This window comes from Niallia sp. WK069_GA_01 (genome assembly GCF_983173855.1).
The window spans coordinates 579,595-602,886 of record NZ_OZ470138.1; the positions used below are offsets into that span (position 1 = coordinate 579,595).

The window sequence follows — 23,292 nt, forward strand, 5'->3', positions numbered from 1 at the left end:
ACGTTATATAGAACAACTGCATGAAGTATGACTAAAGTAGCCTTCATAGCTTGTTCTTAAAACGCACTTCACCAATCTATTTATCTAGCGATCGGAGGATTCACATTGAAAAAAGTCAAAAAAGCGATTATACCTGCAGCAGGGTTAGGAACTAGATTCTTGCCAGCAACGAAAGCGATGCCAAAGGAAATGCTGCCGATTGTTGATAAGCCAACGATTCAATACATAGTGGAGGAAGCGGTTGCTTCAGGGATTGAAGATATTATCATTGTCACAGGAAAAGGAAAACGAGCAATTGAGGATCATTTTGATTATGCACATGAATTAGAGCATAATCTATTAGAAAAAGAGAAATTTGATCTTCTTGAAAAAGTTCAATATTCCTCTAATTTAGCAGATATTCACTATATTCGTCAGAAAGAGCCCAAAGGATTAGGACATGCAGTTTGGTGTGCAAAAAGCTTTATTGGGGACGAACCATTTGCTGTTCTTTTAGGGGATGATATCGTGCAAAGTGATACACCTTGCTTAAAGCAGCTTATGGATCAATATGAAGAAACACACTCGTCTGTCATTGGTGTTCAAACGGTGCCAGATCATGAAACAAACCGCTACGGCATTGTTGATCCAAGCATTCAAGAAGGAAGACGCTATCAAGTAAACAGCTTTGTAGAAAAGCCAGCGCTAGGAACAGCTCCTTCCAATTTAGCGATCATGGGTCGATACGTACTAACACCAGAAATCTTTTTATTTTTGGAAAAACAGCAAAAAGGTGCAGGCGGAGAAATCCAGCTCACAGATGCGATTCAGCAGCTAAACGAAATTCAACGCGTATTTGCTTATAACTTCGAAGGCAATCGTTACGATGTCGGCGAAAAATTAGGCTTTGTGAAAACAACACTAGAATTCGGACTACAGCAAAACGACTTACAAGAAGAGCTTCTTACATATATGAAAGAGATGCTTTCTAAGTACGAAGTGAAAATCTAAGAACCTTCTTAGATAATAAACATCATAAAAAGAACGATACTTATTAAAAGACAAGTATCGTTCTTTTTTATGGAGAAAATAGGAGAAGTGTGGGGGAAGGAGATCAGAGAAATAGGGTGGAGAAGCGCGGAATTAAGTGGAGGAACGCGGAATTATCGGGAGAAACGCGGAATTATTGGGAGAAGCGCGGGATTATGTGGAGAAGCGCGGAATTATCGGGAGGAACGCGGAATTATGTGGAGAAGCGCGGAATTACGAGGAGGAACGCGGAATTATCGGGAGGAGCGCGGGATTATTGAGAGAAACGCGGAGTTATCGGGAGAAGCGCGGAATTATGTGGAGAAGCGCGGAATTATTGGGAGAAACGCGGAATTATGTGGAGAAGCGCGGAATTATGTGGAGAAGCGCGGAATTATTGGGAGAAACGCGGAATTAACGGGAGAAGCGCGGAATTATGGAGAGGAACGCGGAATTACGTGGAGGAACGCGGAATTAACGGGAGAAGCGCGGAATTATGGAGAGGAACGCGGAATTACGTGGAGGAACGCGGAATTATCGAGAGAAGCGCGGAATTATCGTGAGGAACGCGGGATTATGAGGAGAAGCGCGGAATTATCGAGAGAAACGCGAAATTATCGGAAGAAACGCAGGATTACCGGGGAAAAAACGTGAAAAAGCTAAGCAAGTTTGCCGGAAATTGTACGAAAGAACAGCAGGAAGTGTAAAATGAATAGTATATAAACATCTATTAGAGTGCAGGGACAAAGGAAAGTCCATTTTAAAGGGAGAATGCATGGAGTGAACTATTATTTCGGTTTTTCATGGATGGGTCTTATCATCTTTTTATTGCCAATGTTGCCAAATTTAATTTATTTTTTTATTCCCCCCTCAGATGAATCAGGAAATAAAGCAAATAGTCATTCGTTTTTGGACTTTTTGGAGCATGGAAGTCAGGGGATATTTATCTTTTTGCTTATATTTAATAAAAGCACTCAAGTTTCTGAAATAATAAGTACTTATACAATAGCTATAGTGATCCTATTAATTTTTTACTATATGCTTTGGATCTTCTATTTTACTGGCAATAAAAATTTGGTTGTACTTTTGGGGATGGCCATTATTCCAGTCGTTTATTTTGTATTGGCAGAGATATGGCTTCATCAGTATATGGCCATTATTCCAACGTTGTTCTTTGGCAGTATACATCTCATTATTACGTGTAAAGATTATTAAATAAGAAGGTGTCCATCTTCTTTTCATCAGCGCACCCTCTTATCTTAGTTATTTTAAACGTTAAATTTCTGTATTAAACTGTTCAGGTCATCTGCTAATGTGGAGAGAGATTCTGCTGACGCTGACACTTCTTCCATGGATGCGAGCTGCTCTTCTGAAGCATTATATATTTCTTGTGTACTAGTAAAGGAAAGGGTGATGAAATCTTTGACATCGGAAACCGATTGAATGACATTTCCTGTATCCTTTTCTATAGTATAGGTTCTGTTGGAAACAGTCTTAATTTCTTTTTCTAATAGCTTAATAGATGATTGAATGGATTCAAATGTACGGCTGATGGTAGATACCTTTTGGATACCAGATGATACCTCAGTCGAGGAAGCATCCATCGATTGTAATACTGCTTTTGTTTCTAGCTGCATCGCTTTGATTAATTCTTGAATTTTCTCTGATGAGGAGGAGGATTCTTCCGCTAGTTTTCGCACTTCATCCGCAACGACAGCAAATCCTTTTCCATGTTCCCCGGCTCTCGCTGCTTCAATTGCAGCATTTAATGCCAACAAATTCGTTTGGTTGGTAATTCCTGTAATAACGCCGATGATATTTCCAATTTGATTAGAATGTTCGCCAAGCTTCTGAATGGTTCGAGATAAACCGGCAACAGATTCATTGATAGAACTTAATTGCTGCAAGGAACTAGTGATTTCCCTAATTCCCGTTGTTGCCTTTTGAGAAGCAGAATCGGTTAGCTCTTCTACAACTTTTGTACTTTCGGCAATCGCTTTCATACTATTCCCTAATTCATCTACTGATTTTTTACTTTCATCCACTCGTTGTACTTGGTTTTTCACTAAGTCTAATTGTTTCGTCATAGTAAGAGAAATCTGCTCGCTTACTCTTGTACTTTCTTCTGAAGTTGCCGATAGCTGTTGAGATGTCGAAGCCACCATATTACTGGTGTCCTGTGTTTCTTGTAATATTGTTTGCAAGTTTAGAGCTAAGCGATTCAATACTTGTCCCAATTCCTCGAATTGATCGTTGCAAGTTAACTCTACCCGTTTTGTGAAATCATTTTTTTCATATAATTCTGCAACGTCCATTAGCTTTCTCATTGGTTTATTCACAAGAAATTTTATAATAAAATAAATAATGACGGCACCAATAATAATAATGCTAATACTGGAACTAATTTCAATAACTAGAGGTCGATTAAATAGTATAGTTGCGACCTCCACTATAGTTGTTTTAATCATCATGAGAAAAAATAAAAGAACTGATAGACTTACTGTCAATTTCATCTGTAAATTACCCTTTAACTTACTCTTCACTAAACTTCTTCCCTTCCTCCAAAGCGTATTATTTACTCACTTGTTTCTATATCGGAATAATTTTGGAAAAATGAACAAATTTTCGACAATTTCTAACAAAAATTTAGTAAATAAGACAAAATTATATAATATTTCCATTCTTTATTTTTTGCCCACAGAGGAATAGTAGAATATATATGCTGACAAAATAACGATATTGATACTCTATACTTGTTATGATAGGTTAAGTATAACGAAACTGGAGGAGGGAAGAAGAGCAGCGGTATTCAAGTGTAGCAATTAGGGTCGTTTTCTCTTCGAATAAGATGGCAAATGATTTACCATTAACAAAAGAAGCAATTTTAGACATGGCAGAACAAGCATTGCGGCGTTATGGTCCAGAGAAAACATCTGTTGTGGATGTTGCTCGTGCTCTAAAGGTTAGTCATGGAACAATCTATCGGCATTTTCCCAGCAAAGCAGCATTAAGAGAAGCCGCAACAGAACGATGGCTGCAGCAACAAATTTCGGACCCTTTAGAACAAATATTGACACAACAAACAGTGGAAAATGCTAGTGAGCAGCTGCGAATATGGTTCGAGGCATTAATTCATTATAAAAGAAAGTTTGCGAAAGAAGATCCAGAAATGTTTGCAATGTATACGAGTGTAACACTAGAAGCGGTTGATATAATTACAATCCACCTAAACAAGCTGTTTAAACAAATAGCCAAGATGATAGAAAAAGGAATACAGCAAGGGGAATTCAGAGCGGGTCAGCCAGACAAAATAGCTAGAGCCTTGTTTTCTGCAACTACTCGTTTTCACCATCCTGCACATGCATACGAATGGTCGACTTCTTCCATTGAGGAAGAATTTGATTCAGTATGGGAGCTGCTATTGTCAGGCATAAAGAAACAATAGTTTCCCGTTCGGTTACGGATGAAAGAGGCTGAGACATAACGAAATAGATAATAGGTAAAGACGAACATTCTCTAATTTAGCATTTAAATGGTTACTTCCCTATACTGTGGTTATTTATGTTTTTTAATATAGTTAACTCAAACTTCGCGCCTTCAAATTCGTTTGCAAGTCTTGATATTACTCGGTTTAAGAACAATAAAATGGGAGGCTTGTTTTTTAAAAGGTGAGAAAGTATATATTTTTTGGAATGTGAAGGCTGTCTAGCTCCAGCGCCTAGCCCCTGTGAAAGATAACTTCCTGTGGGATTAGCGGGTTTTAGATGAGACCTAAGCAGACGCAAGCGCCGAGGAGGCTCATCGCACGCCCCACGGAAAGCGAGCATCCTGAAACGGAAAGAAAGCCCCTATTTATAAGAAATAATGTTTGCAAAAAAACACCCAAAAAGACGAATCAATCATTCTTTTCTAATTGCTCTAAACCAAGTTATGGCAATACATGAAGAGGAGTTTATAACTGCGAAGTTTGAGTAGTTAAGTATAAAACTAGGTTGTTCCATTGCGCTACAGCACTCGCTTTCCGCGGGGTCTCAGCCTTTCCTTTACTTCCCGCAGGAGTCGAGTGTCTTCCGCTCCATTCCACTTCGTTTTTAAAGGCTGTTTTCTAAAATCTAATTCTTTTACGAAGAAAAAAATGAAATAGATTGGAAAATGGAGTTGCCTGCATACACGTAGACTCCGGTGGGATTAGCGAGACAGCTGAGACCCTGCAGGCCAAGGGCCGAAGCGGCTAAAGCCGAGCCCCACGGAAAGCGAAGTGTATGCAGGCTGCGGGTAATTACCACAGACCTTCTTTTAAAACTATACTTGCTTATTGATTCATTATCCGAAAATTAACGATTATGTTGAGTACACATGAAAGGAAAAGAATAGTAAAAATGAACATAGAATAAAGAGCAAAAAAAGGTTCTAATGAAAAAATAAATTTCCGTTCCTTCCAAAATCAATATTCCCCCTCCTAGTTACTGTTCAAAAAAGATAAGAACTGTTCAACATATAATTACAAAGATAAAAAATTTAACTCAATTATTTATTACGAGACTATTAAAAATAGTATTCTATAAAAATGAAATATTATTAGACTTTTTTATAGAATGACAAAAATTAAAAAATGTCATTTGAAATTTGTTTGTTGAAAGTGTACAATCAATATAACAAACTCAATAAAGGAGGATGACGAATGAATCATAAATTAACTGGTAAAGTGGCAATTGTGACAGGTGCTTCTAGAGGGATAGGCCGTGAACTAGCAGAGGTTCTTGCAGAAGAGGGTGCAAAAGTAGTCATCAACTATGTGAGCAGTCCAGCAAAAGCAGAGGAAGTAGTCGCTGGAATTCATCAAAACGGCGGTGAAGCAATCGCCATCCAAGCAGATATTAGCATCGTATCTGAAGTGGAGAAATTATTTCAGGACACATTAAAAGCATTTGGAAAAGTTGATATTCTGGTCAATAATGCGGGGGTTATGATAACAAAACCGATAGCCAGCATCACCGAAGAGGAATTTGATAAGCAATTTGCTATTAATGTAAAAGGAACCTTCTTTGCTTGTCAGAAAGCGGAAAAATATATGGAAGAAAACGGACGCATCATCAATTTCTCCACTTCTGTTGCTGGGCAGATGTTCCCAGCTTATAGTGTGTATGCAGGAACAAAAGGAGCAGTGGAACAGTTTACCCGCCAGTTGGCGAAAGAGTTTGGACCAAAAGGAATTACAATTAATGCAATTGCGCCAGGACCAATTAATACGGAACTATTTACAGTAGGAAAATCAGAAGAGCAAATCGAGGGAATTCGCCGTATGAACGCATTCGGACGTTTAGGAGAACCAGAAGATATTGCAGGCGCTGTTTTATTTTTAGCCAGCAAAGAGTCCCAGTGGGTAACAGGTCAAACAATTCGTGTTAATGGTGGATTTATTTAATGGCTTGACTCCTTCATTAAATGAAGATGTAATATAGGATAAACAGGAAAAGGAGATAAACAGTTAATCCTGTTTATTTCCTTTATTTAAATTTTAAATTTTGCAATGATTGTTTGAAGATCTTCTGCCAAAATTGCTAAATATTGGGAATTTGATGATATTTCTTCCATGGATGCAAGTTGTTCTTGTGTTGCTGCCGAGACATTTTGGGTACTGGAAGCAGAAATTTCAGCCACTTCGCTCACTAAATGAATGGATTCATCTACAAGTTCTGTTCCATTTGCCAATTGCTTTAAGGTTTCTGAAATTTCTTCAATGTGCGAAACGACTTTATTGACCGCAATCTCAATTTTTTGGAAAGTTTCTTCTGCTGAATCAACTACTTTTAGTCCTGTGTCAACCTCACTTGATGCAGTTTCCATCGATTTAAGCGTATTATTAGTATCTGCTTGAATCAGTTGGATTAGCTTTGATATCTGTTCGGTGGAATGAGTAGATTCCTCTGCAAGCTTCCTCACTTCATCTGCCACGACAGCAAAGCCTTTCCCATGTTCTCCTGCACGTGCTGCTTCAATTGCTGCATTTAATACTAATAAATTTGTTTGTGAGGAGATTCTTGTTATAACATCCGTGATTTTGCCAATTTGACTAGAACGTTCATCCAATCCTTGCACCGTTTTAGATAAGCTGTTTACATGGGCGTTGATAGAATTCATTTGTTTGTTTACTTCACCGAGTGCTTGACTTCCTTCTAATGACATTTGAGATGCATGACGTGCACCTTGAATAATAGTTTCCGTGTTATGTTCAATTGTTTTGGTATGCTGTGTTATATCATGAATAATCCGTGAACTATCTTCAACTGTTTGAACCTGTTTATCTGAACCAGAAGCAAGTTCTTGGATGGTTAATTTGAGACTCCCACGACTAAAGTCGCAAGCCCTAAAACTTACGGTTTAACGGGTGGGATTCTTGAATGACTAAACGTTCTCAGTCCATTTCTGTTTTGAACAGCCTTCAAGATGAGGGTATCTCATTACCCCTCATAGGGCAGAACATATAGTTCCCTATGCTGATTGACTATTACCATCAATCACAGGTGCATATCGAATATTCATAGCACCGACTAAATCACGATGTTTTTCAAATCCACATTTACACTTGTATTTGCGGTCTTGTGCTTTATTCTTTTCAGAACATTTCGGGCATGTTTGACTTGTGTATGCAGGATTTACGTATTCAACTTTAATGCCTTCTAAATTCGCTTTGTATTCAATGAACTGAGATAGACGATAGAATGACCAGTTGTGCAGATTCTTTTCGTTTTTACGGCTCGTTCTTGCCGTCTGTCTGATGTTCGCTAACTGTTCTAAGCGAATGACAGAAACCTTATTTTCTTTTGCAAAATTGACGATTGCACGACTAACCTTATGGTCTTGGTCTTTCATCCAGCGTTGTTCCTTGTCTTTTGAATGGCGAATAGCATTTAACTTTTTCTTTTTGCCTAATACTTTGCGTTCAGAACGGAATTTTCGCTTCACGTATTTATTTTGTCTGCCGTTGCCAAAGAAACGTACCTTTTCATCATCTGTTACAGCAACAGCAGGTACTTTTAAGCCTAAGTCTATACCCATGACTTTTAATCCTGTTCCTTGAACGGTGGGTATAGTTACAGAAATTTGAGCAATCCATTTATTCACTTTCTTTGTGATACGAAGTGTACCTAATTTGTGTTTCAACAAATCAAAATTGCGGTTGTCTTTATCGACTAACAAGGCACGAATTGGTGTTTTAGTTGCTTTCCCATTAATCATAATCGGCATTGAAATGTGCGTGAAATCAAAAGAATAGTTTTGATTGTTCCAAATACACACAGGTTTTTTGAGTACAGGAATAACTTTGTACTTATTCTTTTTCACTTTTTTAAACACGCTTTTAGCGTCTTTAATCGCTTGGTTTTTAACGGCACTTGGCAATAGGGCAGAAATATCTTTGCTTGATTTTTTCGTGCTTTTCTTCTCGACCGCCATTTCAGACACAAGGGTATTGATAGTAGAAATATACGATTTACTCATTTCTGACAAAATAGAAGCCTGTTCTTTTGTTGGAAGTAGTTTCACTTTAACCGTTATTATTTGCGACATTGTTTCACCGCCAAATCACGAATTTCTTTCGCTCTCTTAATTCTTCTGTACTCATCTAAAGTAGCGTCTCGGATAATAGACCAAGAACCCAACCATAGCGTTTCCCTTATGTAACCATTTGGGATATTGATATTGGATTTATCACAATCGTTTCTTCCGCATAAAACCATTATTGCTTTTTCATAGCTATCCCTATAATCTCTGTTAAATTTGGCATCTTTTACAAATTGTTCAAAACCACAACTATGACATTTTACTCACAACGATTCACCCCCTTGTTTTTTGTTGTTCAACATAACGTTTAATGGTTTCACTCGATACATTTCCTGCGGTAGATACAAAGTAGGAACGTGTCCAAAGGCTTGGCAAGTGTTTTAGATGAGGAAATTCTTCTCTCAACTTTTTAGAAGTCACGCCTTTGATTTTTGCCATAATATCAGCAGGACTAAATGTTGGTAGTGCGTTCAAGAACATGTGGGTATGGTCTTTGTCACATTCCAAAGCGACAATAACAATTTTTAATTCTTCACCTATTTCTTGGACTAATTGTTTGAATCGTTCCTCTACATCAGTACGAAGGAATATTTTCCTTCTATATCGAGGACAAAAAACGAAATGATAGTTAATTAATGATACGGTTGTGTTTGTTCTTCTGTATTCATTCATATACACATTGTATCAATTTTATTTGCAAACTACAACAAATATACATAAATATAGAGTGGAATTTTCAGATACTTGAAGCACCACAAACCTTTCGGTTTTAGTGGCACTCCGTATCTGACCTCACTCTCATCCCACCCCTAAAGAGGGTGCTATCGCACCGTAATGGGCTTTCCCGTTCGGAAAGTCTGTAATATGCTCGCTCGCTTTGCTGCTTTGCTCAGCACTTGCACTTAATTCTTCAGAAGCAGCCGCTACCTGCTGCGAGGAATCACTTACAATAGTAAGGGTAGACTGAAGCTGTGCGGTCATATTATTAAAAGAAGTCATTAATTCTCCGACCTCGTCAGTAGACTCATAGTTTCCTTTTACAGTCAGATCTCCAGTTTCAGCTTTTCCTAGCAAATTTTAATCTGTTTAATAGGATTAACAATCATTTTTCCAATGAAATAGCCAAGTGATAATAAAAGAATAAGAGCAGAGATGATTACAAGAGATACAATAATATTTGCTCGTTTCAAGCTTTCCTGGTTTTCATGGTTAATTCGCTAAGCGGTAGATATATTTGTTTTTTGTAATTCTCTAAGGATGGTATTAACAGCTAATCGTTTCGTTTCCATTTCTTCTGAATAGGTAGAATATGCTTCTGTATTTTGATTATTTATTGCTAATTTTAATACCTTATCTCTGGTAGTCTCTAGAATCTTTGCTTGTTCCGTAAGGTCACGAATTAATTTTGCTTCGTCTTTTCCCATCTTTCCGCTTTGCAGCGATTGGACAATTTCCTCATTTTCCTCTAAATTTGTGTTTATTTCACTATAAAGTTCATTATTTCTTGTTGGATCTTTTGTAATCATTAATTCAAACTTCGCACCTTCAAATTCGTTTGCAAGTCTTGATATTACTCGGTTTAAGAACAATAAAATGGGAGGCTTGTTTTTTAAAAGGTGAGAAAGTATATATTTTTTGAAATGTGAAGGCTGTCTAGCTTCGCCGTACAGGATGTACAAGTGCCGGCGAAGACATAAGGACGTGGCGTATTTAGCCGGTCAGCGCCTAGCCCCAGTGAGTATTGCCTCCAGCCTCTAAAAGTAAAAAACACTTTTTGAGTCTGGAGAACATTTTTCTTCGGGGCTAAACAAGGCGCTTGCGCTTTTCGTATGGGGTTGCTTTCCACTACGGGTTGCTTCGCTTTCCGCGGGGCTACGCTTGAGCCTCCTCGGCGTTGCCTTGCGGGGTCTTTAGCCTTCCCACATTTCCCGCAGGAGTCTTCGCACCCTCCGTTACAAGCAACCTGTTTTAGAATAAGTTCTTGTCTTCGAATTTCATTACAAGGTATGATGACTAAACACTAGTAGCGTTGATTTTTATGTTTATTATTCAACGTTGTTCTCCCAAAATGTGCACTTTTAGTCTATTTCTATAAAATGGATGTTTTCACCAGTTCAACGACAGCAACTAATGAATCAAAACGGCTTGATTGGAGTGTAAGGTGCGAGACTCCTGTGGGATTAGCGGGTTAGATGAGACCTAAGCAGGCGCTTGCGCCGAGGAGGCTCATCGCACGCCCCACGGAAAGCGAGCATCCTGAAACGAGAATCTTGCCCCTATTTATAAGGAATAATGTTTGCAAAAAACACCATAAAAGATTAATCAATCATCCTTTTCTAATTGCTCTAAACCAAGTTAAGTCAATACATGAAGAAGGATTTATAACTGCGAAGTTTGAGTCATTAATTCAAGTGTATAGGCATCATTTGCTCTAGTGTTCAGCCGAAATTGCATCAACTGGCTAATGGGCAATAAATTTTCCTTATAGAGGTTGTTCAAAAAGTCCGGTAAAAATGACACGTCGAATTTCTTCGTTGGTTTGCTTTTCCGCTTCTCACGTATTAACACCATACGCTCCGATGCTCAAAGCTAAACCGCCTCGAACTTCTTGGTCCTTTTTATCCTCCTTTTTGAACACGCACTTATACATTTTTTCCGAATCCTTTGCCATCGCTTTTATATAATTCAATCCAACTATTCCGACAATACTTAGTGCCAATGCACACACACGAATAATAACAAATAGTTTTTTGTAAACGTAATATTCCTAAGAAGCTTCATTATGTTTTCTCTTTTAATTAGCATGCAAACATATCTTTCATTCTCTAGATATATCGAACTTGAAAGGAAATCTATAATAGCAAAAATGGATAGGTAGAAAATATTTTTTCATAAAATAAGTTATTGCATACACCATGTGAAAGCGGAAATGATAAAATGAATAATTTTCTCCATTTATGACATCTTAAATAGAAAAATTTGAGGCTTATAAAATTGGAAAATAAACAACATGTTGAAAGTTGATATTTGGAAAGAGGATGTTGTATTTTCTGAAGTATAGTTGGGTGTAGCATTATTTAGAACAGAAAAGGAAGCGATAAGAAATGGTACACCCTATAGAACGATTCTTTGTAAAAAAAAGTTTGTTCTTTTTTGTGAAACCAAATCTACTTATTGGGAGTCTATATAAGAATAAACAGTAAGGAGTGATTTGGAAGTGAAATGGAGGGCAGCTTGTAACTTATCAGATTTATTGTTTACCCATTGTGCGAAATTTGTTCTATTTTGTCTAGTTGGAGTTATAGAAAAATATTAGTAGAAAGTGAGAATAGTATGAAGAAAAAAATTATTGTTACTTTTTCCAGTCTTCTAGGTGTGATGGTGATTGGTTTAGGTATATACATTGCATTTTTATATAATCATGTAGAAAAAACGGCTGATAAAATCTATGAACCAGTAAAAGGAGATACGAATCAACAAGGGCAAGAAGAGATTAATAGTAAAAAGCCCATCTCTATTTTGTTAATGGGAGTTGATGAGAGAAAAAATGATGTTGGAAGATCGGATGCTTTAATTGTTATGACGTTAAATCCTATTAAGGAAAAATTACAAATGGTAAGTATACCAAGGGATACAAGAACAGAAATGGTGGGAAATGGAACAACAGACAGAATAAATTCTGCCTACGCACTAGGCGGAGTGAAAATGGCGATTGATACAGTGGAGGAATTTACTGGAGAAGAAATGGATTATTATATAAGAGTGAATATGGAAGCGCTAAGTGGAATAGTGGACGCCTTAGGAGGGATAAACCTTTATAACGAGATAGAATGGTATGATGAAGGATATTATAAAAAAGGCTATCATTATCAACTTGGAAATATAGAAATGGATGGTCCCCAAGCACTAGGATATGCGCGAATGAGAAAACTAGATCCCAATGGTGATTTTGGAAGAAATGAGCGACAAAGAAAAGTCATCACCGCAATCATTGATAAAGGTATGAATATTTCGTCTGTTGCTAAAATGGATGATATATTAGCTGCTCTAGGAGAGAATGTAAAAACAAATATTACATTAAAAGAAATGGGAAGCATAGAAAAATATTATCGGAATACAAGAAAAAATGTAGAGCAATATGAAGTAAAAGGTGAAGATACCAAAATAGATGGAAAATACTTTTTCCTTGTATCCGACGAAGAAAAGGAAACAGTCCATAATCTAATAGCAGACAGCCCAGCAGAATAATAAACTGACAGAAAAAATGGTGGAAGAACAATGCAGATAGAAGCACTCGAAATAATGAGTGCTTCTATCTGCATTTTGGGGTGAGCATGTGAGGAATGCGGAAAAAACGTGAGGAACGCGGAATTATCGGGAGGAACGCGGAATTATGTGGAGAAACGCGGAATTACCGGGAGAAACGCGGAATTACCGGGAGAAACGCGGAATTATCGGGAGAAACGCGGAATTATCGGGAGAAACGCGGAATTACCGTGAGGAACGCGGAATTACGTGGAGGAGCGCGGAATTATGTGGAGAAACGCGGAATTATGTGGAGAAACGCGGAATTATGTGGAGAAACGCGGAATTACCGTGAGGAACGCGGAATTATCGAGAGAAGCGCGGAAAAACCCGTAGAAGCACAAAAAAACGTACAACGTTCACCAAAAAAAGAGGAAAGCACTCGAGTCTTCCTCTCAAACTGGCATAATCCATCTGATTAAACCGACTATTAAACCTTAAATCTCTCTATAATTTGCTTCAACTCTCGTGCCATTTGATTTAAATCATCTATGGTTTGTTGGACTTGGTGCAGGGCTTGCTGCTGAGTTGTTGTGCTTGTTGACACCTGACTAACTGAGGTCGCATTTTCTTTTGCAATTCTAGCCAGTTGTTCGATAGAAGCTGTTGTTTCTTCCATACTTGCGGAAATATCTTCCGATGACGAAGAAACCTCTTGAATTTGAGCAGTAATTTTCTGAATAGCACCTTGAATATTTTTAAAGGCAAGTCCGGCATTGTTGGATGCATGAAGACTGACTTCCATTTCTTCCTTTGCTTTAGCGGTTGATGAAATGGCTGTATTTGAATCCTCTTTAATAGTAGAAATCAGTGCAACGATTTCTCCGGCCGACTGCTTGGAACGTTCCGCTAACTGACTTACTTCCTTTGCCACAACAGCAAATCCCTTTCCGTTTTCGCCTGCACGTGCTGCTTCAATGGCTGCATTTAGTGCCAGCAAATTCGTTTGCTCGGCAATATCATTAATAAGAGTAGAAATTTCGCCAATCTTATCTGAGCCTTTACCGAGTCGCATCATAGCGGTAGAAGTCTCGTTGACTGCTGCATCTAACATGTTCAGTTCGAGAATAGCCCCTTGGATAATTTCATTTCCTTCTGAAGCATACTCGTTTACACGTTGGGAATAGTTGGACATTTCAGAAGAAGAATGAGCAATGGATTCCATTCTGTTAGAAACAATGTCCATCGCCTTCGAAGTTTCAGCAGCGCTTTCCATTTGTATGTAGGAACCTTGGGAGACAGCTTCTATTCCTGATTGAACCTCTTCTGCTTTTTCCTTTAAGTCATTCTGATTATCTACTAACTGAGAAGAAGTAGCTGAAAGACTTCCCTCCGCTTTCCTAATACTCAACGTTATGTTCCGCAAGTTGTTAATCATATTATTCACAGCGTTTGCCAATACTTGAAATTCATCCTTTCGTTTAAAAGAAAGCGGGTCTCCTGATAAATCATTATTAGAAATTTTCGACAAGCGCTTCACAACCATACCTATTGGTCCGATAATAGATCTTGCCATCCAAATAGCCACAAGGAGAGAAACAGCGGTAGAAAGAAAAGCGATTCCTATAAACCATTTTTTCTGTACTTGATTATCTGTGAGTATCGCATCACTTGTGTGGGTTAATTGATTATCTGCCTTGAGTTCTACATTCCCCCATGCCTCTCTTGCATCCGTTGACCACGTTTGGCAAAACTCTTTCATTATAGGAATTGCTGCATCACTCCCACCTTTTTCATAAGCAGGAATAACTTGGTCGACTATTAATTTCTCCCATTTTAAACTTTTAGCAACAGCATCATTAAAGGCATCAGAAGGACCCATTAACTTCTTAAGCTCTGCTTGTATGGCTACAGCATTTTCCGTTTCTTCCAAGAATTTTTCTTTATATGCATCATCTCCATATAATACATAGCCGCGAGCAAGAATAACACGATTGGTGATATTCTCCGCCATTTCAGAAGCTTTCCAAATCAAAGCGTATTCATCTTCCATTATTTTTGCTAATTTAGCATCATGCTGTTCATTGCCTATATAACTAAAAACAACAATTGCCATAATAAATAGCAAAATAGAACCAAATCCAAGAAGAAATTTTTGTTTAATATTCATCGAAATATCCTCCTTTTAAGATTGTTTTCTTTTTTGTAGAAAAGTATTTATTTGAAAGGAACCGGTTCCGTATGTAAGTAAGCGTATAATATAATACCACTATTTGGATTTATTTTCACGAAAACCTATATATATTTCGGTAGAATTTCACAAATATGAAGAGAAAGTGAGAAATGGGGAGAGTTTCACCAAAAACAAAAAAACATTATTATACAAAATTAAAAGAAAAACTCATCTCATCATTCAAACACACAAAAAGCAAGAACAAATGAAAGGAAAGGTTCCATGTAAACGCAATTTGCACCATGGCGCATGAAAAGAAGCAGTTTTCTATTTTGTTTTATAAACTAAGTTTAAAGTAGGTGCACATCAAACATCCACCAGCACTAAATTTTTAAATAATTCAACAAAGTAGATACCTAATACAAGAGATATGCATAGAATAACTCGGATGGGTATAAAATAGTTTTACATCATGATAAAACAAAAAACGCAGCTCACCTGATTACAGGTGGGCTGTTTTTACCTGAAAAGGCTATTTATTACCATCATTTGTTGAATATATACATGTAGGATGAAGAAGTACAGTAAAGCTAAAGAAACCGAGCAATGATTTACGACATACTAGAAGGATATTCCATTACCCTAGATATAGAAGGATGACGCTGTAGGTAGGATTTTCTACATAAACCTTTCTCAAATAGGAGGTACTTTATTGAGCTGCAATTTATCTCTCTTTATCTGAAGAGAAAAAAATCAGCTTTCCTTCATAAAATAAAACAATAATACCTTCTCCGTTGTGCTTTTTAAGTTGGCATTATCGTAACGATGCGTTTCATGCCAATCATGATAATAAAAGGTATATGGAGTGCAGATACCATCGTTTGCACCCTTTAGAAGCTTCATCTGTTTGACGCGCATTTTGTTCTGAATGAGTTTTAAGTCTTTCTGTACCTTGATCACTGTATGTTCAATTAGATTTAGATACACTTGCTTCATTTTAAAGGAGGAGTTTTCTGTCGCTTTTCTGTCATATTCCAAAACAGCCAATACGAGGGGTAAATAGATCGCTTGTTCATAGACACGTCTATCTTCATAAAGTATCTTCATCATACATTTGCTCCTTGAATCAAACTTTTTCAACATGTTGTAAGTAAATAGTAACAGAACTTATGTTCGTATTCAAGGTGTTAGAAAGTCCAATTTTAGGAAAAATAAAAGGCTGCTTTATAAAAAAGTTTTCTTTCTAATGAAGAAACTACCGGATTTATTTGTTAGATAGCGATGACACGATAGGAGTTTTTCTTAGTAAAAAGAGGGTTCAGATTAACGGATTAACTAAATCAAGTACTTCCTTACAGATTCAGAACTAAAAGCGGCATTCCTAAACCGATTATCCATAACAGAGGAATCGAATTAATAATAACGGCAACGCGCTTACTCCGTCCGCGAAGAAACCAGGAAAAAATGGAACAAAAGATGACGGCAATCGGGTATAAGCCAACACCAACAACAAAAGCAACATTAAAAAAGTTAACCCCATTGTCAAAGCTCATAAACGATAATCCAAAAATTAAAAACCAGGGCAGCGTACAAAGCACATAAAAGATTTGGCTAATCACGAAATAACTTTTCATCCATTTTCCTCCTCCTGCCAATTGGTTATATAGATAATTCTATTCACTCTATTCATTATAAATGATTGAGTAGACATCCATACAAACAATTTAGCATCATGAAGGAAGAAATTAAGAATTTATCGCAAAAAAACAGCCAAAATACAGGAAGATTCTTACGGGATTAGCGGGACAAACGAGATCCCGCGGAAGCTGTGTTCCGAGAATCTCTGTAGATGAACCCGCAGGAAAGCGAAGTGTATGCAGGCTGCGGACTAATTGAGAGTGCATTACCTCTTTTTTAGGCTAGCCTAGAATATCCTTTTCCTGAGACCTTCTAAATACCTTGCGCAACCATGGCATCAGCCACTTTAATAAAGCCTGCGATATTTGCTCCGACAACAAGATTGCCAGATGCACCGTATTCTTCAGATGCTTGTTTGCTTTTGCGGTAAATATCTTTCATAATAGCATGGAGCTTCCCGTCGACTTCTTCTAATGTCCAGGATTGTCTTGCACTGTTTTGTGCCATTTCTAATGCGGAAACAGAAACGCCGCCAGCATTTGCTGCTTTGGCAGGGGCAAACAACACCTTATTATCTAAAAAGATATCAATTGCTTCTAAAGTAGATGGCATATTGGCACCTTCACCAACTGCCTTCACACCATTTTTCACTAAAAGAACGGCAGTCTCCTCATTTATTTCATTTTGAGTAGCGCAAGGCAGAGCGATATCGCAAGGAACAGACCAAACCCCTGTGCAGCCTTCCATATAAATCGCTTCAGGATGTTCTTTTACATACTCACTAATTCGTTTATGATCCACTTCTTTTAAGCGTTTGACTGTATCAAGGTTGATGCCGTTTTTATCATAAATATAACCATTCGAATCACTGCATGCTACCACACTTGCTCCTAGCTGCATCGCTTTTTCCATCGCATAGATGGATACATTTCCAGATCCAGATACAACAACCGTGCTGCCGTTAAAGCGTAACCCTTGATCTTGCATCATTTCTTCTACAAAATAAACCGTACCATATCCAGTAGCTTCTGTGCGTCCGAGACTTCCGCCATAGCCAATTCCTTTGCCTGTTAACACGCCAGCTTCATAGGCGCCGCGCAGTTTTTTATACTGACCGAACAGATAGCCAATTTCACGTGCACCTACCCCAATATCACCTGCTGGAACATCGATGTCTGGACCAATATATTTATGAAGCTCTGTCATAAATGCTTGACAAAAGCGCATAATTTCAGCATCTGATTTCCCTTTAGGGTCAAAGTCAGAACCGCCTTTTCCTCCACCGATGGGCTGGCCGGTTAAGGAGTTTTTGAAAATTTGCTCGAACCCTAAAAATTTAATAATGCTTGCATTAACCGATGGATGGAAGCGTAATCCTCCTTTGTATGGACCAATATGGTTGCTGAATTGAACGCGGAATCCACGGTTTACTTTCACATTTCCATAATCATTAACCCATGCCACTTTAAAAGAAATAATTCGATCGGGTTCGACGATTCTTTCTAATATAGCTTGTTGCATATAATGGGGGTTTTTCTCCAAAACAGGCACTAAGGAGTAAAGTACTTCTTTAACTGCCTGCTGGAATTCTACTTCATTTGGGTTTCTTTTCTTTACGGTTTCAAATAGTTGATCAACATATTTATAAATATACTCTGTTTCTGGCAACTGCTGTTTCGTTAATGTTTTCATCCTGAATCAATCTCCATCCCATTTTTTATTAAAAAGAGTCAAGGTATCTTTGGAAAAACTTAATTTTACAAATATTTTTAAAATTTTATTTTCTTATAATTTCATTTTATACTTTAGTTAATAATCGCTTCAATATTAAGAAACGATATAGTTGATGCGTTTTACGCATGAAGGAAGGGCGTGTAGCTCAGTGGAAATGAGACAGATTCGTTATTTTATGGAGGTTGCAAAAAGAGAGCATGTGACAAAAGCGGCAGATGCACTTCATGTTGCTCAATCTTCCGTCAGCAGACAAATCTTTCATTTAGAAAGTGAATTAGGAGTCGATTTGTTTATCCGAGATGGCAGAAGAGTGAGATTAACGCCAATAGGTAAGATATTTTTCGAGCGCATTAAACATGGCATCAATTTAATTGATGAAGCTGCTCGAGAAGTGAAAGAATATTTAGTGCCAGAAAAAGGCATGATTCGCATCGCGTTTCAAATAAGCTTGGCAGCACATACATTGCCTGCGGCGATCTTTGCCTTTCGCAAGCGCTACCCAGAGGTTAAGTTTCAAATGGTACAAGCCCTTAATCGCGATTTAATAGAGGGGGTTATTAAAGGAGAATATAATTTAGCGATGATTGCCCCCATTCCATCTGAACAGAAAAAACTCAACTGCAGTATATTGTTCACAGAACAGATTGTAGCACTGCTGCCAATCCATCATCCTTTAGCAAACAAACCATGTATTCGTCTACGTGAATTAATGGATGATCCCTTTGTTGTACTTCCAAAAGGTTTTGTTTTCCGAGATATCGTGGATCAAGCATGTGAAGAAGAAGGTTTTTCACCCGAAATCTCCTTTGAAGGACAAGATATTGATGCATTAAAAGGATTAGTATCAGCAGGACTCGGTGTGGCATTAATGCCAGAAGTAACCTTAGTCGATACAATCCCCCGTTCCACAGTGAAAGTACCATTAATCGAGCCGCAAATAACCCGAACAGTTGGCGTTATCTCACCAACACAAAGAGAACTACTTCCCACAGAGAAACTATTTTATGACTTTTTGACAGAATTCCGGTGGTGGTCACAGTGACACCCAAAATTAGAATTGTCACAGTGACACCCCGAAGATCCCCGAAATCTGTCGAAGATTCGCCCCCCGTACTACCCTCGCTTCAGTCCAAACGATGTTCAACAATTGGTACATAGATTGTATCCAACAGGTAAGAAAACGATTACAATTTTGCAGTATAATAAAACCGAGGAGGATAATAACATGTTTGATCATAAGTCGATGAAGCTACTTACTAAAATGATTAACTATCCGAAGCTGTCAATTCCGGAGTTGAGACTTCAGATGGATTTATCGCCTCGACAATTTGTATATAGTCTTGAAAAGTTAAATGATGGATTAATACAAATGAACCTTCCAGCAATTGAAACAAATGAAACTACTTTTAAAGTGGATAAAACCATTAGAACGTATTGGCAAAAGGAAAATATCATCTTGAATCGTCAGCAGCTAGTTTTTCAAGAAAATGAGCGCCTTTATTTAATTTACTTATACACATATGTAAGGCAAGAGCCCATTTCAGCCGTCCATTACCAATCATTGCTGCAAGTAAGCAGAAACACCGTATTGGCAGATGTGAATAAGCTGCGAACCATTTGTGAAAAAGCCGGTGTATCACTGTCTTATAATCGTACAAAAGGCTTTCATTTAGAAGGAAGTGAGTGGCATAAACGCCGCTTGGCCTCGATCATTATCGGCACACTCCTTTCCTTGCCGATGGGGGTAGCGGGAATAAAGCTTGTTTTAGACAGTTGGCATTATATCGATACACGAGAGGCAATAAGGAAAAATCTAATGAACTTAGCTAGTGAATATAAGATTGAATTTGTTGGAAATAGATTAGATCAACTTGTATATGAGCTGCTGTTTTTAGAATATCGATACGGGCGCAACAAGTTAATCCTGCCAGCAAAACAGATAGAATTAATCGAAAAGCAACCGTTATATCAAATGGGTGTTTCCTTATCAACCTACCTATTTAAAGAAACGTTAAAACAAGAGGTTGTTTTCCAGACAACACAATTGCTGTCAGTTGCACAAGGAGTTGCCCATCATCTTCCAGAAGAAGAACTGAATAAAGTAGCTGCCTCCATTATTGCCGAAGTGGAACGATTAACCCTTGTCCCATTTATGGAGAAAGACAAACTTTTAGATATTTTAACGACACATTTAGTTCCTGCCTATTTTCGAATTATATGTGATGTTCCATTATCAAATCCGTTAATCAATCAGATTAAAGAAGAGCATGATGTTCTTTTTAAAATAGTAAAAAGAGCATTAAAACCATTGGCTGTCTACACCGACAGTGAGATTTCTGATGAAGAGATTGGATATTTTACCATTCTGTTTGGCGGGCATGTTCGGCAAATGGAAGTAAAACCAAAAGTATATCGAGCAGCGATTGTTTGTCCAAATGGCATTAGTTCATCCATGATGCTTCGAACTCAATTAAGACAAATATTCCCACAGCTGCAATTTACAGAATCTTATTCTGTAGCGGAAATAGAGAAACTGTCTCCAGATAGTTTTGACATGATTTTTTCAACTGTTTATTTAGAGTCAACAAAGCCTGTTTATTTAACAAGACCGTTGTTGACTACTTTAGAAGAAAATTATTTACAGCAGGCTGTTGCTTCTGATTTCGATATTCCTAATCAAAATGCCGTACAAATAGACGAGGTAATGGCGATTATTCGGAAACACACCGTTGTGAAAAATGAAAAAGCGTTATATGAGGAGTTAACCCAAACATTACGACGAAATCAATCCATAGAAAGGAAGTATGCGCCGATGCTTTCTGAACTTTTAACAATAGATAAAATTCACTTTACAGATGCTTCCCTTACTTGGGAAGAAGCCATTGAATTAGCAGCAAAACCACTTGAAGAGCAAAAGTATATCACTTCTGGTTATACAAAAGCGATGATCGACCGAGTGAAAGAATTAGGAGCATTTATCCATATAGGAAAGGGAATTGCCATCCCCCATGCCCGTCCAGAAGACGGTGTTCAAGAGCTGGGAATGTCGCTTCTTCGGGTAAAAAAACCCGTCTTGCTATTAGACAAAGAAGAGCATGCCATTGAAATCTTCATTTGTTTGGCAGCAATCGATAACCACTTGCATTTAAAAGCTTTATCGGAATTAACGGCATTTTTAGTAAATGAAGAATCGCTGGCACGCTTTAAAGGAGCGACAACGCCGGAAGAAATTATTGCATTGATGAAGAAAAAAGGAGACGATGAAAAATGAAAATTTTAACAGTATGTGGTTCAGGACTAGGAACAAGTTTTATGGTGGAAATGAATATTCAACAGCTTTTAAGTGAAATGAATGTAACAGGAGTGGAAGTAAATCACTCCGATCTAGGGTCAGCAACACCAGATAGCGCAGATGTATTTTTTCTAGCAAAGGATATTGCAGAAGGAGGAGCAAGCTTAGGCAATGTCATAGTATTGGAAAGTATTATTGATATGGATGAATTACGCACGAAATTAACAACTGTTTTAAAAGAAAATAATCTGTTGTAATTGAGGGTGATGGAAGATGGACAAAATTTTAACTGTATTGACAAATGTTTTGAGTGAACCTTCTATTCTTGTTGCTTTAATTGCGTTAATTGGCTTAATTGCACAAAGAAAGAGCCTTTCCGACACACTGAAAGGAACGACAAAAACCTTTGTTGGCTTTCTGGTTATTACGGCAGGAGCTGGTATTTTAAGTCAGGCATTGGCTCCGTTTGGCGCGATGTTTGAAGCGGCTTTTAACGTAAATGGAGTCGTTCCTAATAATGAAGCGATTGTTGCTTTAGCTTTAAATGAATATGGTTCAGCAACGGCGCTGATTATGTTCTTCGGTATGATTGTCAATGTATTCATAGCAAGATTTACTCGATTTAAATATATTTTTTTAACAGGTCATATCACTTTATATATGTCCTGCATGATTGCCATTATTTTAGCCGTTAGCGGTTTTACATCCTTTATGCTGATCTTAGTCGGTGCTCTGACAGTGGGAATATTTATGTCTCTATCTCCAGCAGTCGTGCAGCCATTTGTTCGCAAAATAACTAAAAATGATCATGTAGCCCTTGGTCATTCTGGTGCAGTCGGCTATGCCATTGGTGGACTTGTCGGCATGGCGGTAAAAGGAAAAAAAGAAGTGAAATCAACGGAAAATATCAACTTTCCTAAAGGGCTTGGTTTCTTAAGAGACAGTACCGTTAGTATCGCTTTAACAATGGCCATTATTTATATCGTTGTGGCGTTATTTGCAGGTCCAAGTTTTGTAGAAAAGGAATTAAGTGATGGGAAAAACTATATTTTGTTCGCAGTATTGCAAGCAGGATTATTCTCAGCAGGCGTTTTCGTAATCTTATCAGGAGTGCGTTTAGTGTTAGCGGAAATTGTGCCAGCATTTAAAGGGATTTCCACGAAACTTGTACCAAATTCAAAACCAGCACTAGATGTTCCAATTATTTATACGTATGCACCAAACGCTGTTTTAATTGGCTTCTTCTCAAGCTTTGTCGGTGGCATTGTCAGCATGATTATCCTGATTTTATCAGGTGGAATTATTATTTTGCCAGGCGTTGTTCCACATTTCTTCACTGGTGCAGCAGCTGGTGTATTTGGAAATTCAACGGGAGGAATACGAGGAGCGATTTTAGGTTCTTTTGTAAACGGTGTCTTAATTAGTTTTATGCCGATCCTATTGATCCCTGTCTTAGGAGATCTTGGATTATCTAATGCAACATTCTCTGATTCCGACTTTGGAGTTGTTGGCCTATTCTTGAGCGGTCTTCACCATCTTGGCGGACAAATCGCCATTTTAAGTGGAATTGTAATCGTCCTTCTTATTATGGTACTTGTCAGCAGACGAAAACAATCGAATTAATAATGGTGTAAATAAA

21 protein-coding genes are annotated in these 23,292 nt (G+C 37.8%); 11 read left to right on the top strand and 10 right to left on the bottom strand.

What is annotated here, in order from left to right:
• Positions 1-105: 105 nt before the first annotated feature.
• From galU to AC5LWL_RS02870, 3 genes are all read left to right on the top strand, one after another.
• Positions 106-990 (top strand): UTP--glucose-1-phosphate uridylyltransferase GalU, encoded by an 885-nt coding sequence (gene galU / locus AC5LWL_RS02860; RefSeq protein WP_493432912.1) that lies wholly within the window; start codon positions 106-108, stop codon positions 988-990.
• Between the two features lie 87 nt (positions 991-1,077).
• Complete coding sequence (locus tag AC5LWL_RS02865) at positions 1,078-1,662, top strand: hypothetical protein (protein WP_493432913.1); 585 nt, start codon at positions 1,078-1,080, stop codon at positions 1,660-1,662.
• 126 nt (positions 1,663-1,788) lie between these two features.
• Positions 1,789-2,223: a hypothetical protein gene (locus AC5LWL_RS02870; RefSeq protein ID WP_493432914.1), complete on the top strand. Its 435-nt coding sequence runs from the start codon at positions 1,789-1,791 to the stop codon at positions 2,221-2,223.
• A gap of 53 nt (positions 2,224-2,276) precedes the next feature.
• Here the strand turns inward: AC5LWL_RS02870 and AC5LWL_RS02875 are convergent, their stop codons facing one another.
• Entirely contained in the window at positions 2,277-3,551 is a 1,275-nt protein-coding gene (locus AC5LWL_RS02875; protein WP_493432915.1) for a methyl-accepting chemotaxis protein, read from the bottom strand.
• Positions 3,552-3,856: 305 nt separating this feature from the next.
• Between AC5LWL_RS02875 and AC5LWL_RS02880 the strand changes: the two genes are divergently transcribed.
• Together AC5LWL_RS02880 and AC5LWL_RS02885 are read left to right on the top strand one after the other, a co-directional pair.
• Entirely contained in the window at positions 3,857-4,453 is a 597-nt protein-coding gene (locus tag AC5LWL_RS02880) for a TetR/AcrR family transcriptional regulator (RefSeq protein WP_493432916.1), read from the top strand.
• A gap of 1,236 nt (positions 4,454-5,689) precedes the next feature.
• Positions 5,690-6,433, top strand: a complete 744-nt coding sequence (locus tag AC5LWL_RS02885) for an SDR family oxidoreductase (protein ID WP_493432917.1) — start codon at positions 5,690-5,692, stop codon at positions 6,431-6,433.
• 86 nt (positions 6,434-6,519) lie between these two features.
• On the opposite strand, the gene AC5LWL_RS02890 is transcribed toward AC5LWL_RS02885, so the two are convergent.
• The 5 genes from AC5LWL_RS02890 to AC5LWL_RS02910 all read right to left on the bottom strand — a co-directional run bounded on the left by AC5LWL_RS02890 (position 6,520) and on the right by AC5LWL_RS02910 (position 10,250).
• A complete protein-coding gene (locus AC5LWL_RS02890) occupies positions 6,520-7,338 on the bottom strand; it encodes a methyl-accepting chemotaxis protein (protein ID WP_493436523.1) in 819 nt (272 codons plus the stop codon).
• Between the two features lie 162 nt (positions 7,339-7,500).
• Positions 7,501-8,577: an RNA-guided endonuclease TnpB family protein gene (locus AC5LWL_RS02895; RefSeq protein ID WP_493432918.1), complete on the bottom strand. Its 1,077-nt coding sequence runs from the start codon at positions 8,575-8,577 to the stop codon at positions 7,501-7,503.
• A 267-nt stretch (positions 8,578-8,844) separates the two neighbouring features.
• Complete coding sequence (tnpA, locus tag AC5LWL_RS02900; RefSeq protein ID WP_493432919.1) at positions 8,845-9,243, bottom strand: IS200/IS605 family transposase; 399 nt, start codon at positions 9,241-9,243, stop codon at positions 8,845-8,847.
• Between the two features lie 126 nt (positions 9,244-9,369).
• Positions 9,370-9,645 carry a HAMP domain-containing protein gene (locus tag AC5LWL_RS02905; RefSeq protein ID WP_493432920.1) on the bottom strand — a complete coding sequence of 92 codons (276 nt, stop codon included), beginning with the start codon at positions 9,643-9,645 and terminating at the stop codon, positions 9,370-9,372.
• A gap of 143 nt (positions 9,646-9,788) precedes the next feature.
• Positions 9,789-10,250: an MCP four helix bundle domain-containing protein gene (locus AC5LWL_RS02910; protein ID WP_493432921.1), complete on the bottom strand. Its 462-nt coding sequence runs from the start codon at positions 10,248-10,250 to the stop codon at positions 9,789-9,791.
• A 1,654-nt stretch (positions 10,251-11,904) separates the two neighbouring features.
• On the opposite strand from AC5LWL_RS02910, the gene AC5LWL_RS02915 reads away from it, so the two are divergent.
• Both AC5LWL_RS02915 and AC5LWL_RS02920 read left to right on the top strand, forming a co-directional pair.
• Positions 11,905-12,819, top strand: coding sequence for an LCP family glycopolymer transferase (locus tag AC5LWL_RS02915; protein WP_493432922.1), 915 nt, complete (start codon positions 11,905-11,907; stop codon positions 12,817-12,819).
• A gap of 95 nt (positions 12,820-12,914) precedes the next feature.
• Positions 12,915-13,298 (top strand): hypothetical protein, encoded by a 384-nt coding sequence (locus AC5LWL_RS02920; RefSeq protein WP_493432923.1) that lies wholly within the window; start codon positions 12,915-12,917, stop codon positions 13,296-13,298.
• Positions 13,299-13,306: 8 nt separating this feature from the next.
• Here AC5LWL_RS02920 and AC5LWL_RS02925 read toward each other — a convergent pair whose 3' ends face one another.
• The 4 genes from AC5LWL_RS02925 to gdhA all read right to left on the bottom strand — a co-directional run bounded on the left by AC5LWL_RS02925 (position 13,307) and on the right by gdhA (position 18,319).
• On the bottom strand, positions 13,307-14,986 hold the full coding sequence (locus AC5LWL_RS02925; protein WP_493432924.1) for a methyl-accepting chemotaxis protein: 1,680 nt from the start codon (positions 14,984-14,986) through the stop codon (positions 13,307-13,309).
• 756 nt (positions 14,987-15,742) lie between these two features.
• Positions 15,743-16,099: a YhjD family protein gene (locus AC5LWL_RS02930; RefSeq protein ID WP_493432925.1), complete on the bottom strand. Its 357-nt coding sequence runs from the start codon at positions 16,097-16,099 to the stop codon at positions 15,743-15,745.
• A 242-nt stretch (positions 16,100-16,341) separates the two neighbouring features.
• Entirely contained in the window at positions 16,342-16,623 is a 282-nt protein-coding gene (locus AC5LWL_RS02935) for a hypothetical protein (RefSeq protein WP_493432926.1), read from the bottom strand.
• Positions 16,624-16,939: 316 nt separating this feature from the next.
• Positions 16,940-18,319, bottom strand: coding sequence for an NADP-specific glutamate dehydrogenase (gene gdhA, locus AC5LWL_RS02940; protein ID WP_493432927.1), 1,380 nt, complete (start codon positions 18,317-18,319; stop codon positions 16,940-16,942).
• Between the two features lie 190 nt (positions 18,320-18,509).
• Here gdhA and gltC point away from each other — a divergent pair, with 190 nt between their 5' ends.
• The 4 genes from gltC to ulaA all read left to right on the top strand — a co-directional run bounded on the left by gltC (position 18,510) and on the right by ulaA (position 23,276).
• A complete protein-coding gene (gene gltC / locus AC5LWL_RS02945) occupies positions 18,510-19,403 on the top strand; it encodes a glutamate biosynthesis transcriptional regulator GltC (RefSeq protein ID WP_493432928.1) in 894 nt (297 codons plus the stop codon).
• 183 nt (positions 19,404-19,586) lie between these two features.
• A complete protein-coding gene (locus AC5LWL_RS02950; protein WP_493432929.1) occupies positions 19,587-21,632 on the top strand; it encodes a BglG family transcription antiterminator in 2,046 nt (681 codons plus the stop codon).
• Entirely contained in the window at positions 21,629-21,910 is a 282-nt protein-coding gene (locus tag AC5LWL_RS02955; protein ID WP_493432930.1) for a PTS sugar transporter subunit IIB, read from the top strand. Before AC5LWL_RS02950 ends, AC5LWL_RS02955 begins: the two co-directional genes overlap by 4 nt.
• Positions 21,911-21,926: 16 nt before the next feature.
• A complete protein-coding gene (ulaA, locus tag AC5LWL_RS02960) occupies positions 21,927-23,276 on the top strand; it encodes a PTS ascorbate transporter subunit IIC (RefSeq protein ID WP_493432931.1) in 1,350 nt (449 codons plus the stop codon).
• Positions 23,277-23,292: the final 16 nt, after the last annotated feature.

Bases quoted from the DNA above. Each gene is read 5' to 3' on its own strand.
- AC5LWL_RS02880 (WP_493432916.1), top strand. From the start codon at position 3,857: ATGGCAAATGATTTACCATTAACAAAAGAAGCAATTTTAGACATGGCA.
- AC5LWL_RS02885 (WP_493432917.1), top strand. From the start codon at position 5,690: ATGAATCATAAATTAACTGGTAAAGTGGCAATTGTGACAGGTGCTTCT.
- AC5LWL_RS02895 (WP_493432918.1), bottom strand. From the start codon at position 8,577: ATGTCGCAAATAATAACGGTTAAAGTGAAACTACTTCCAACAAAAGAA.
- tnpA (WP_493432919.1), bottom strand. From the start codon at position 9,243: ATGAATGAATACAGAAGAACAAACACAACCGTATCATTAATTAACTAT.
- AC5LWL_RS02915 (WP_493432922.1), top strand. From the start codon at position 11,905: ATGAAGAAAAAAATTATTGTTACTTTTTCCAGTCTTCTAGGTGTGATG.
- AC5LWL_RS02920 (WP_493432923.1), top strand. From the start codon at position 12,915: ATGCGGAAAAAACGTGAGGAACGCGGAATTATCGGGAGGAACGCGGAA.
- AC5LWL_RS02925 (WP_493432924.1), bottom strand. From the start codon at position 14,986: ATGAATATTAAACAAAAATTTCTTCTTGGATTTGGTTCTATTTTGCTA.
- AC5LWL_RS02930 (WP_493432925.1), bottom strand. From the start codon at position 16,099: ATGATGAAGATACTTTATGAAGATAGACGTGTCTATGAACAAGCGATC.
- AC5LWL_RS02935 (WP_493432926.1), bottom strand. From the start codon at position 16,623: ATGAAAAGTTATTTCGTGATTAGCCAAATCTTTTATGTGCTTTGTACG.
- gdhA (WP_493432927.1), bottom strand. From the start codon at position 18,319: ATGAAAACATTAACGAAACAGCAGTTGCCAGAAACAGAGTATATTTAT.
- AC5LWL_RS02950 (WP_493432929.1), top strand. From the start codon at position 19,587: ATGTTTGATCATAAGTCGATGAAGCTACTTACTAAAATGATTAACTAT.
- AC5LWL_RS02955 (WP_493432930.1), top strand. From the start codon at position 21,629: ATGAAAATTTTAACAGTATGTGGTTCAGGACTAGGAACAAGTTTTATG.
- ulaA (WP_493432931.1), top strand. From the start codon at position 21,927: ATGGACAAAATTTTAACTGTATTGACAAATGTTTTGAGTGAACCTTCT.